We start from the raw sequence: 10688 nt of genomic DNA on the forward strand, positions 1-10688 counted from the left end.
CAGGCCGGGCGGCAGGCCGCGCGGCCGGTGCCGGCCGGTCGCCCCGGGACCACGCGTTCAGGCGACGAGCGCGGCGTGCTCCCGCGCGGAAGCGGTGGCCCGCTCCAGGGTCCGGCGGGCCGACTCCTCGGCCTGCGGCACCAGTTCGGCCATGGCGGGGTTGACCGGAGCCATCGTCAGCTCGCGCGTGATGACCTCCACCCGCATGCCGAGCCCGCCGCCGAGCACCTTCTCCAGGTAGGTGGTGTCGAAGTCGAAGCCCGCGCGCGGCGTGCCGGGACCGTAGGAGCCGCCGAGCGAGGCCGCGACCACGGCGTGCTTCCCGGACGGCTCCACGCCGGGCCCGAACGTCCGTCCCGCCAGGATGATCTGGTCCAGCCACGCCTTGAGGGTGGACGGGATCGTGAAGTTGTACATGGGCGCGCCGATGAGGACGACGTCGGCCTTCTCGAACTCGGCGATGAGTTCCTCGCGCAGCGGCGGGAGGGTCCCGGCGGTGACGGTGGCGGCGTCCAGGTGCGGCACCGGAGCGGCGGCCAGGTCGCGGTAGACGACGCTGCCCTGCGGGTGGGCCTCCTCCCAGCTCCGGCGGAAGGCGTCGGTGAGCCGGCGGGACCCGGAGTTCTCCAGGGGGAACAGCGACGAGTCGACGTGCAGCAGAACGGCCATGGAGGGCTCCTCGGGGACGGTCGCGCGCGGTGCGCGCGGTGGGCGGAACGGCGCGGGAACGCCGTACAGCAGCTTTGTTAGCTGCTTGGAAATACACAGTAGCTTACTTTTCTGCAGTAGGTGAAGAGGGAGCAGTATTATGGGCGCATGACTACGGAGCGGCAGGACGCCGGGCAGTGTTCGGGGGTGGACGACGGAGTCGAACGCGTGTTCACCCTGCTGGGCAAGCGCTGGAACGGCGTCATCCTGGCCAGCCTCATGAGCGGACCGGGACGCTTCGCCGAGCTGCGCCGCGCCATCGGCGGAATCAGCGAGCGCATGCTCTCCGACCGCCTCGCCGAACTCGGCAAGGCCGGGCTGGTCACCCGCGAGGTGGACGAGGGGCCGCCGCTGCGGGTCTGCTACCGGCTCACGTCCGCCGGGGAGGCGCTGCGGCCGGCCCTGGAGGCGCTGGGCAGCTGGGCCGACCGGTTCCTCGCCGACGGTGAACACGGCGCCTGCTCCGGCCTGGGCGGGCCGGGAGCGGCGGCACCCCGGGACGTCTGACACCGGTCGTACCGCCTTGGGGCGGTGATGTCCGGTTATCGCCGCTGCGAGGTAAATGCCTGGACTGCCGGGCGGTCGGGAAGGGAAGCTTCCGAGTTCCGACCTCCGGGAGTGTGATGGGGCACAACGACGTACACGGACCGACTCCGGGCAGGGGAGCGGTCGTTCTCTCCCTGCGCCACTACGGCCGGGAACTCCTCCGACTCCGCAAGTACACCCTCCCCGCACTGCTGCTTCCGGCCATGGGCAACATCGGCATCCGCTATGTCGCGCCCCTGCTGGTCGCCAAACTCGCGGGACAGGCCGCCGACGGCGGACTCACCCTCCACTCGGCGCTGCCCTACGTCCTGGGCTTCGGCGTCGTACTGCTGCTCGCCGAGGCCGTCTGGCGCATCGGGCAGCACTGCCTGAACCGCGTCGGGGCCCTCGGCATGGAGGACCTGTACGTCCTCGGCATGGACGAACTCTTCGCCCGGGACGCGGCGTTCTTCCACGACAACTTCGCCGGCTCCCTCACCAAGCGCGTCCTCAGCTTCGGCAAGCGCTTCGAGGACTTCATCGACACGATGACCTACCGGATCGTCGGCAGCCTCGTCCCGCTGGTGTTCGGCGCGGTCGTGCTGTGGCGGTACGAACCGCTGCTCGTCGCCGGCCTGTTCCTGATGATCGCGCTGACCGCGCTGGGCGCCACCCCGCTGATCCGCCGCCGCCAGGCCCTCGTCCACGACCGCGAGGCGGCGGTCGCCCGGGTCTCCGGACACGTCGCCGACAGCCTCTCCAACATGGAGACCATCCGGGCGTTCGCCGCCGAACGCCGGGAGGCCGACGAACACCGCCGCCGCGTCGCCGACTCACGCCGCCTGACCCTCGCGTCGTGGGACTACGGCAACCTGCGCGTCGACACCCTGGTCGCCCCCATGTCCGTGCTGACCAACGTGCTGGGCCTGCTCGTCGCCGTCGCGTTCGGCGGCCCCGGGCTGGGCGTGGAGGGCATCGTCGTCGCCTTCACCTACTACTCCAACGCCACCCAGATCATGTTCGAGTTCAACCAGATCTACCGGCGTCTGGAGAGCTCGATGACCGAGGCCGCGCAATTCACGGAGCTGCTGCTGGACCCGCCCACCGTCCTGGACCCCGCCGGACCCGAGCCGCTCGCGCCCCGGGACACCGGCGTCCGCTTCGAGGCCGTCGCCTTCGCCCACGCCGGCGCCGAGCCGATCTTCCAGGGGCTCGACCTGGACGTGCCCGGCGGCGCCAGGATCGGGCTGGTCGGCAGGTCCGGCGGCGGCAAGACCACCCTCACCCGGCTGCTGCTGCGGATGGCGGACCTCGACTCCGGGCGCATCCTGATCGGCGGCCAGGACATCAGCCGGCTGCGCCAGACCGACCTGCGCTCCCTCATCGCCTACGTCCCGCAGGACCCCGCCATGTTCCACCGCACCCTGCGGGAGAACATCGCCTTCGCCCGGCCCGGCGCCACCGACGCCGAGGTGCGTGCCGCCGCCGAGGCCGCGCACGTCACCGAGTTCGCCGAGCAGCTCCCCGACGGCTTCGACACCCTGGTGGGGGAGCGCGGCGTGAAACTCTCCGGCGGCCAGCGCCAACGCGTCGCCCTCGCGCGGGCACTCCTGCGCGACGCCCCGATCCTGCTGCTGGACGAGGCGACCAGCGCCTTGGACTCGGAGAGCGAACTCCTAGTCCAGGACGCGCTGTGGCGGCTGATGGACGGACGGACGGCCCTGGTGGTCGCCCACCGGCTGAGCACCGTCGCCGGCATGGACCGCCTCGTCGTGCTCGACCACGGGAGCGTCGTCGAGCAGGGCACCCACGCGGAACTGCTCACCGCCGGCGGCGCGTACGCCAGGCTGTGGCGGCACCAGTCGGGCGGCTTCCTCGGCGAGAACGCCGGACCGGCCGCCGCCGCCGACGACGTCCCGGAGACCGCCCCCGCCGGCTGACCGGCGGTCACAGCACGGCGATGCCCGACGGCCGTTCCCCCGCGTCCAGCCGGCGCGTCCCGTGGCTGCCGAGATCGACGACGGTGATGCCGTTCCAGTAGCCGTCCCGGGTGAACCCGCCGGTCACGTACGCGGTACGGCCGTCACGGGAGACGGCGACGTTCTCGTGGGGGCCGTCGAGGGGGATCACCGTCTCCTCGCCGTCCGGTCCGCGCACGGTGAGGGAGGGCCCCGCGTCCTCGGCCGGGTCGACGGGACCGGTGCCGACGACGAGGAGGGTGCCGTCCGGGGTGAGGGCGGCGCCGTGCTGGTGGGTGCCGGCGGTCATCGGCTCGGTGACGTACCGGCCGGTGACGGGGTCGAGGACGACCAGACGCTCGCCCTCGAAGGGCAGCAGCAGCCGCCCGTCGGAGGGGCGTACGACGGCGTAGTGCGGCTTGAGCCAGGAGCCGAGGCCGCCCTCGGTGCCGTAGGGGGCGACCTCGATCCGCCGGGGCGCGCCGTCGGCCGCGCCGTCGCCGCCGGTGGGTACGGCGGTGACGCCGAAGGAGTCGTGGTCGGTGGTGTACACCTCGCCGCCGTCGGGCGCCACGTCCACGTCGAAGGGGCGGCGGCCGACGGGCACGCTCGCGGTGACCTCGCGGCGGGCGGTGTCGACGGTCTCCAGGGCGCCGTCGCCGGAGGGGACGTTGACCCCGACGTAGGCGTGCCGGCCGTCCGGGGAGAGGGCGATGCCCATCCCGCCGCCCCGGTACTCGCCGCCGGTGGCCGGGCCCAGGCCGGTGGTCCGGTACGGGACGGTGGCCACCCGCACACGCCGCTCGGTGTCGACGACGGCGACTCCCTCGGCGGTGGTCACCCACGCGTGTCCGCCCTCGTCGACGACGAGGCCGTAGGGGGCGGTGCCCACCTCCACGGAGCCGAGCGGCCCCCGGTCGGGGTCGACGAAGGTGACCGTGTCCGCGCCGAAGTCGGTGACGAGGAGGGTGCCTTCGGGAAGGCGGGCGGTGGGCCGGCCGTCGGGCGGAGACGTCGTCCGTGGCGTCGACGCGGGGCGACGCCCGGCGTCGGCGTCAGGGGTGCCGGCAGTGGTGCCGGTGGCAGTGGTGCCGGCGGCGGTGCAGCCGGTGGCCAGCACGGCGGCTGCCGCGCACGCCAGGACGGCGTGCCGGACGTACGGTGTGCGGCGCTGCATCGGACACTCCAGGGGGACGTGGGGGACGTGGGGGACGTGGGGGACGTGCGGGACGTGGGCGTGGACCGGTCCCATCGTCCCGCCGCCCGCCCACGCGGCCGGTCGGCCGCCCGGCCCTACGCGCGGACCCATGGGGACGGCCCGGGGGTCGTCCGGACGGACGACCCCCGGGCCGGTCGGGGCGGTGCTCAGGAGGTGAAGGGGACGGCGTCCCCGGCGTCGGTGTGCCAGTTGGTGACGACGGGCTCCTCCACGAGGACGCTGCCGACCTGGAGCGAGAGCGGGTCCGGGTCGTCGGAGGCCGTGGCGACGATGACGGTGGTGTACTCGGTGCCGCCGTCGCCGCTCGTGCTCTTCGGGCTGACCCCGGCGTACGCCGTCGTACCGCCGGAGAGGGTGATCTCCTCGCCGGCCACCTGCTCGGCGGGGCCGGCCTCCGTACCGCCCGAACCGAACGCGACGACCGGCAGACCGCCCGGCAGGACGCAGGTGATGCCCGACTTCGCCTTGACGGCGATCCGGTAGTAGCCGCCGCCCTGGGTGACCTCCTCGGCGCTCCAGGAGAGGTCGTTGGTGCCGCAGGACTGGCCGTAGCCGGACTTGTCCGCGGCGGCCTCCTCACCGGAGCCGGAGCCGGAGCCGGTGTCGGAGCCAGAGCCGGTGTCGGCCTCCGCCTCCGGCTTCGACTGCGACGCCGATCCCGACTCCGACTCCGGTGCCGATTCGGACGCGGACGCGGACGCCGGAGCCGATTCGGACGCCGAACCGGTGTCGGTCGACGCCCCGGACGTGTCCTCCTCGCAGGCGACCGTCAGGAAGCCGGAGGCGACGGCGGCGGTGACGACGAGAGCGTTGCGGAGACGGCGGTTCATGGTGATGTGTTCCTTCGTGAGCAGTGGTGATCGAAGTGAGGTGTCGGGACGGGATTCAGGGGCGGACGGCCGGGGCCGGGACCGTGCCCGCGGTGCGCCGGCGGTCCTCCTGGAGCGCCGCCGACCGGGGCAGCGACGCCGCGAGGAGGGGACCGCGCAGGGCCGGCACCCGCAGGGCGCGGCTCACCAGCAGGTATCCGAGGAGCCCGCCGAGGGTGTTGGCGAGGAGGTCGTTGACGTCCACGGAACGCCCGTTGTTGAGCGCGATGTACGACAGCAGCTGGGTGGCCTCAAGGGTGAGGCTCAGCACCGCGGTCAGCACGGCCGCCCGCCGCGGTGAGGTGGCTCCCCGGAACAGCAGCGGCAGCAGGAACCCGGCCGGGACCGTCATGAGGACGTTGGGTACGGCGGTGACGTCCGCGGTCAGCAGCGGAACGAAGTTGATCTGCCCGGTCCACGGAGCCTGGTTGGCGTACTCGCCCCAGGTCACGTCCAGCGGGAACACCGTCAGCGAGAGCACGGCGGCCACGTAGACGGCGGCGGCGAGCTGGAGCAGGGCGCGGCGCACGTTCCACACGTCGCGCCACACCTGGACGGCGGTGCCGGCGGCGAACAGGACGAGCGACGGGCCGAGCACGGGAGCGGATTCCACGGTGTACCGGATGTCCATGAGGGGCGGGTCCTTCGGTCGGGACGAGCGGTGCTGACGTGCCCTCAGCCTCCGCCCCGCACCGGCTCCCGCGGATCTGCCGAAAGATCCAATTCCCGGCGGACGGCTACGACTTTCGGCAGAGGGGAGCGGACCGGAGGCCCGATTACAGTGCTCACCGTGCTCAGATCACCGTGGTTCACCCTGCTCGGATCGCCCCGTGCCGCGGCCGTCGGCCGGTTCGTCGGCAGCGCCCTCCTGCTCTGCGGGCTCGGCCTGGCCCTGCTGTTCGACGTGGGCTACGGCACCCTCGGACACCAGGGCACCGGCATCACGCTGTACGTCTCCACGGCGGTGGCGGCGGCCGGTGTCCTCCCGGCCGCCGGCATCCGGCTGCCGCACGCGGTGCTGGCGTGGACGGCGGTCGGTGTGGCCGCGGTGTCACTGGCCTGTTCGCTCGCGCTGCGCCACGCGGCCGCCTCCGGCGCGGTGATCGACGAAGCCTCCGACACCTACACCTTCTTCGAACCGGCCGCCCTGATCGTGCTGCTGCTCCTGACCGCACGGCGGGGGTCCCCGGCCGGAACCGCCGTCGCCCTGCCGCTGCTCCTGACCGCCGTCGTCCTGCGTCCGCTGGCCGTCGAGGTCGGCGAGGGCAGCAGCATCCTCGCGCTCATCGGAACGCTGCTGGCCAGCGGCGCCCTCGCCGCCGGACTCACCGGCCGTCTCGTCGCCCTGTCCCGGCACCGGCGGGAGGAGCGGATACGGCTGGAGCAGCGCCTGGGATTCGCCCGCGACCTGCACGACTTCGTCGCGCACCACATATCGGGGATCGTCGTCCAGGCCCAGGGCGCCCGTGCCGTCGCCGCCAGGAAACCGCAAGCGGTGGGGGACGCCCTGGAGCTGATCGAGGCGACCGGGGCGGAGGCGCTGACCGCCATGCGCAGGATGGTCGGCGCCCTGCGCGCGGACACCGTCCCGGACCCGCGGACACCCGGCACGGACGCCGTCCGCGCCCTGGTCACCGGCTGCCGGCTGCCCGGCGCACACGTCGGCTTCACCGAGTCAGGCCCGGCCGGCCACCTCCCGGCGGACGCCGCGAACCTCGTCGAGCGCGTCGTCATGGAGGCACTGACCAACGTCCGCAGACACGCCCGCGACTGCACCGCCGTAGGAGTACACCTGGACGTGTCCCGGCGCCGGGTCACCGCCCGGATCAGCGACGACGGACACTCCCGCCCGGCCGACGGCACCGGCTACGGTCTGCGGGGCCTGCGCGAGGTCACCGAGGCCGCGGGTGGCACACTGACCGCGGGCCCCGGCCCCGAGGCCGGCTGGCGCGTCGACCTCGCCCTGCCCCTTCCCCTCAGACAGGCCCTGCGATGACCATCCGTGTCCTCCTCGCGGACGACCAGACCATCGTCCGCACCGGCATGGCCATGATCCTGGCCGCCGAGGACGACATCGAGGTCGTCGCCCAGGCCGCCGACGGGGTCGCCGCGATCCAGCAGGCCGAGGAGCACCGCCCCGACGTCGTCCTCATGGACATCCGCATGCCCCGGCTGAACGGCATCGAGGCGCTGGCACACCTGCACCGCTCCGGTGCCGCGCACACCCCGAAGGTCGTCATGGTGACGACCTTCGACGACGACGAGTACGTCCACCAGGCCCTGCACCACGGTGCCTGCGGCTTCCTCCTCAAGGACGCGGGCCCCCGGCTGCTCGCCGAGGCCGTCCGCTGCGCCGCCTCCGGAGAGGCCCTCATCAGCCCATCCATCACCGTGCGCCTGCTCCAGCGGTTCGCACGCCCCGCCGCCGCCCCGGCCCGCCCCTCACCGCTCTCCCAACGGGAGACGGAGGTCACCGCCCTCGTCTCCCGGGGCCACACCAACACGGAGGTCGCCACCGCCCTGCACATCAGCGCGGGCACGGTGAAGACCCACCTCACCAACATCCAGGCCAAGCTCGGCCTGCGCAACCGCGTCGAGATAGCCGCCTGGGCCTGGGAGTCGGGCCTCACCCGGTGACCGGGCGAGGCCCGTCCCGTCAGTGACCGGCGACCGCGGGCGGCGCCGCGTCCACGCCCCACCGCGTCGGCTCGTCGGAGAGCCGGATCTCGACGGTCCCGGCGCGGAGCAGCTCCGCGTGGGACAGCCAGCTCCGGTCCGTCCGGCCCTTGTCCGTGCGGACGGAGGAGACGTACTGGAGCTTCGAGGCGTCCGCGCCCGGGGCCTCGACACGGATCGTGCGGCCGCCCTCCGGGCGGATCTCGACCTTCTCGAACATCGGCGCGGAGAGCAGGTACGTGGCCGACCCGGGCTGCGCCTCGAAGACGCCCGCCATCGCGAAGACGAGCAGCGACGAGGTCGAACCGAGGTCGTCGTTGCCGGGCATGCCGTACGGGTCGTCCGTGTACAGCGTCCGCAGCGCGCGCAGCACCGCCGAGGTCTTCCACGGCGAGCCGGTCCACGCGTACATCCACGGCGCGTGGAAGTCCGGCTCGTTGTTCGGGTTGAACGCGAAGTTGTTGTGGTAGTCGTAGGCGCCGGTCACCCAGGAGTCCGAGGCGGCCTTCGCCGGATCGGTGAGGACGGTCGGCAGGTCGAAGAAGGTGTCGAGCCGCCGCTCCGCCGCGTCGGCGCCGCCCATCAGGCCGTAGAGGGTCTCGGGGTCCTGCTGGGCGAGCCACTGGTACTGCCACGCGGTGCCCTCGTGGAAGGCGCCCGACGTGGTCGGGTCGGGGTCGCCCGCGATGGTGCCGTCCGCGTTCCGCGCCACGGGGAACCCGGTGTGGCCCTGCGAGGTGACGTCCGCGTCCCACAGCTCGGCGAAGTTGTCGCAGCGCGAGGCGAGTTCGGCGGCCTTCGCCCGGTGGCCGAGCCCGTCGGCCATCGTCGACAGCGCGCAGTCACCGAGTGCGTACTCAAGGGTGGCCGAACCGGACTGCCGGCTGTCGCCGAACTTGTAGCCGGGCAGGTTCCGGTAGGCCACCCAGCCGTTCTCCAGGTACGACGGGTTGCCGTCACGGCCGCGGAAGACGGACTGGTCCCCGGGCACCTCGTTGGCGTTCTTCCACAGGGCGGCGAACAGCTGACGGGCGGTCCGGTCGTCGAGGAGCCCGCGGTTGTAGAGGTCGACGACCCACGGGGTGACGGGGTCACCGCTCATCACGTTGGTCTCGCCGTTGCCCAGCCCCCAGCGCGGCAGCCAGCCGCCGTCCTGGTAGATCCGCAGCACCGACTTCGCCATGTCGGCGGCCTTGTCGGGGTGGACCAGCGCCACCAGCTGGTTCTGCGAACGGTAGGTGTCCCACAGCGAGAACATCTGGTAGTACGTCGAGTCCCCGCGGTGCACCTTGTCGTCGAAACCGCGGTAGCGGCCGTCCACGTCGGACCCGATCGACGGGTGCAGCAGCGAGTGGTAGAGCGCGGTGTAGTACGTGCGCAGGTCGGCGGTGCTGCCGCCGGCCACCCGCATCCGGTTCAGCTCCTCCCGCCAGGCGTCGTGCGCGGACGCGCGCGCCCGGTCGAACGACTTCGGCTGCTCCGCCCCGCGGTTGAGGCGCGCCCCGTCCGCCGAGGTGTAGGAGATGCCCACCGAGGCGCCGACCCGCTTGCCCCCGTCCGGGTCGAACGTCAGCCAGGCTCCCGCGCGTTCGCTGCCGCGCGACGCCTCCCGCCGGTCCGGGGTGAGGGTGTCGTCGCTCCAGGTGCCGAACCCGGCGAAGGACCGGTCGAACTTCGCGCTGAAGTAGACCCGGTAGCGCTCCTTGCCGGTCTCGCCGCAGAAGTTGCCGCCCTGGACCCAGCCCTCCACCGTGTCGTCGCCGACCACCCGGACGTCACCCGCGTAGGTGCTGCCGTTGCTCTGCCCGGCTTCGATGAGGACGTTCTCCGCGTCCGCCCCGGCGGGGAAGGTGTAGCGGTGCTGGCCGGTCCGCTCCGTCGCCGACAGTTCGGCCCGGATGCCGTTGTCGAACTCGACGCCGTAGTAGCCCGGCGAGCGCGTCTCGTGGTCGTGGCTGAACTTCGCGCCGTACGACGCCGGATCGGACGACGTCACCGCGCCGGTGGTCGGCATGAACCGGATGTTGCCCATCGTCTGGCAGCCGACACCGGAGAGATGGGTGTGGCTGAAGCCGAGGATGGTGTCCTGCGCGTAGTCGTACGAGGCGTACTTGTTCAGCTGGGTGTCGGGGCTGAGCTGCACCATGCCGAACGGGCGGGCCGCGCCCGGGAAGGTGGTCCCGTCGCCGTTGTTGCCGATCGACGTGTCGACCAGCATGGTGGGGTCGGCGGCGAACCGCGCCCCTCTGTCCTCGGCGGCGCCGGCCACGCCGGAGACGGTGGAAGCGGCGGCCACGGTCGTGAAGACCAGGGCGGCGGTGAATGCGCGTTTCAGCGCTCTCATCGCGATCCTCTCGTTCGACAACGTTGTCACAGGTGTCGCGGACATGCCCGTCGATCTTCGCCGCGGGGCGCCCGTCCGTCAATGAGCGGGAGCGCGGGGATGCCGTCGCCGGGACGCGTCCTCGCCCGGGGCTCACGCCTCCGGAGTCCGGTCGCCGAAGTCCCGGGCCGTCCGCCCCGTGTCCAGCGGCAGGCGCCAGAAGTCGCGGCGGTGCGCGGCCTCCAGCGCACCCAGGAGCGGCGACGGCGGTACCGCGAGGACCGGGCACACCGCGTGGGCGAGGACGTGCCGGCTCACCGACGGGCGCAGCGCGCGGCGCAGCGGGCCGCGCCGCCCGGCGCCGACCACGAGGAGGTCGTCCTCCCGGTCCGCCGTCGCCACCAGCGCGG

10 protein-coding genes are annotated in these 10688 nt (G+C 73.0%); 4 read left to right on the top strand and 6 right to left on the bottom strand.

The window, feature by feature from the left end; all coding sequences use genetic code 11:
* Positions 1 to 57: 57 nt before the first annotated feature.
* Positions 58 to 669: an FMN-dependent NADH-azoreductase gene (locus UW392_RS39265; protein WP_320780030.1), complete on the bottom strand. Its 612-nt coding sequence runs from the start codon at positions 667 to 669 to the stop codon at positions 58 to 60.
* A 147-nt stretch (positions 670 to 816) separates the two neighbouring features.
* Between UW392_RS39265 and UW392_RS39270 the strand changes: the two genes are divergently transcribed.
* Entirely contained in the window at positions 817 to 1215 is a 399-nt protein-coding gene (locus UW392_RS39270) for a helix-turn-helix domain-containing protein (RefSeq protein ID WP_320780031.1), read from the top strand.
* 116 nt (positions 1216 to 1331) lie between these two features.
* Positions 1332 to 3173, top strand: coding sequence for an ABC transporter ATP-binding protein (locus UW392_RS39275; protein ID WP_320780032.1), 1842 nt, complete (start codon positions 1332 to 1334; stop codon positions 3171 to 3173).
* 7 nt (positions 3174 to 3180) lie between these two features.
* Here the strand turns inward: UW392_RS39275 and UW392_RS39280 are convergent, their stop codons facing one another.
* The 3 genes from UW392_RS39280 to UW392_RS39290 form a co-directional block, all read right to left on the bottom strand.
* Positions 3181 to 4368 carry a hypothetical protein gene (locus UW392_RS39280; protein ID WP_320780033.1) on the bottom strand — a complete coding sequence of 396 codons (1188 nt, stop codon included), beginning with the start codon at positions 4366 to 4368 and terminating at the stop codon, positions 3181 to 3183.
* A gap of 188 nt (positions 4369 to 4556) precedes the next feature.
* Complete coding sequence (locus UW392_RS39285; RefSeq protein ID WP_320780034.1) at positions 4557 to 5240, bottom strand: DUF4232 domain-containing protein; 684 nt, start codon at positions 5238 to 5240, stop codon at positions 4557 to 4559.
* Between the two features lie 55 nt (positions 5241 to 5295).
* Positions 5296 to 5910 (bottom strand): VanZ family protein, encoded by a 615-nt coding sequence (locus tag UW392_RS39290; protein WP_320780035.1) that lies wholly within the window; start codon positions 5908 to 5910, stop codon positions 5296 to 5298.
* A gap of 159 nt (positions 5911 to 6069) precedes the next feature.
* On the opposite strand from UW392_RS39290, the gene UW392_RS39295 reads away from it, so the two are divergent.
* Both UW392_RS39295 and UW392_RS39300 read left to right on the top strand, forming a co-directional pair.
* On the top strand, positions 6070 to 7275 hold the full coding sequence (locus UW392_RS39295; RefSeq protein WP_320780036.1) for a sensor histidine kinase: 1206 nt from the start codon (positions 6070 to 6072) through the stop codon (positions 7273 to 7275).
* Complete coding sequence (locus tag UW392_RS39300) at positions 7272 to 7916, top strand: response regulator transcription factor (RefSeq protein ID WP_320780037.1); 645 nt, start codon at positions 7272 to 7274, stop codon at positions 7914 to 7916. The genes UW392_RS39295 and UW392_RS39300 overlap by 4 nt, the downstream gene beginning before the upstream one ends.
* 19 nt (positions 7917 to 7935) lie before the next feature.
* Here the strand turns inward: UW392_RS39300 and UW392_RS39305 are convergent, their stop codons facing one another.
* Together UW392_RS39305 and UW392_RS39310 are read right to left on the bottom strand one after the other, a co-directional pair.
* Complete coding sequence (locus UW392_RS39305) at positions 7936 to 10299, bottom strand: GH92 family glycosyl hydrolase (protein WP_320780038.1); 2364 nt, start codon at positions 10297 to 10299, stop codon at positions 7936 to 7938.
* A gap of 132 nt (positions 10300 to 10431) precedes the next feature.
* On the bottom strand, positions 10432 to 10688 hold a 257-nt coding region (locus UW392_RS39310; protein ID WP_320780039.1), incomplete at its 5' end, for a universal stress protein.

Source organism: Streptomyces sp. CRN 30, assembly GCF_034105845.1.

What these genes read in the sequence shown, in the direction of transcription:
- UW392_RS39265 (WP_320780030.1), bottom strand. Translation starts at nt 669, where the DNA reads ATGGCCGTTCTGCTGCACGTCGACTCGTCGCTGTTCCCCCTGGAGAAC.
- UW392_RS39270 (WP_320780031.1), top strand. Translation starts at nt 817, where the DNA reads ATGACTACGGAGCGGCAGGACGCCGGGCAGTGTTCGGGGGTGGACGAC.
- UW392_RS39275 (WP_320780032.1), top strand. Translation starts at nt 1,332, where the DNA reads ATGGGGCACAACGACGTACACGGACCGACTCCGGGCAGGGGAGCGGTC.
- UW392_RS39280 (WP_320780033.1), bottom strand. Translation starts at nt 4,368, where the DNA reads ATGCAGCGCCGCACACCGTACGTCCGGCACGCCGTCCTGGCGTGCGCG.
- UW392_RS39285 (WP_320780034.1), bottom strand. Translation starts at nt 5,240, where the DNA reads ATGAACCGCCGTCTCCGCAACGCTCTCGTCGTCACCGCCGCCGTCGCC.
- UW392_RS39290 (WP_320780035.1), bottom strand. Translation starts at nt 5,910, where the DNA reads ATGGACATCCGGTACACCGTGGAATCCGCTCCCGTGCTCGGCCCGTCG.
- UW392_RS39300 (WP_320780037.1), top strand. Translation starts at nt 7,272, where the DNA reads ATGACCATCCGTGTCCTCCTCGCGGACGACCAGACCATCGTCCGCACC.
- UW392_RS39305 (WP_320780038.1), bottom strand. Translation starts at nt 10,299, where the DNA reads ATGAGAGCGCTGAAACGCGCATTCACCGCCGCCCTGGTCTTCACGACC.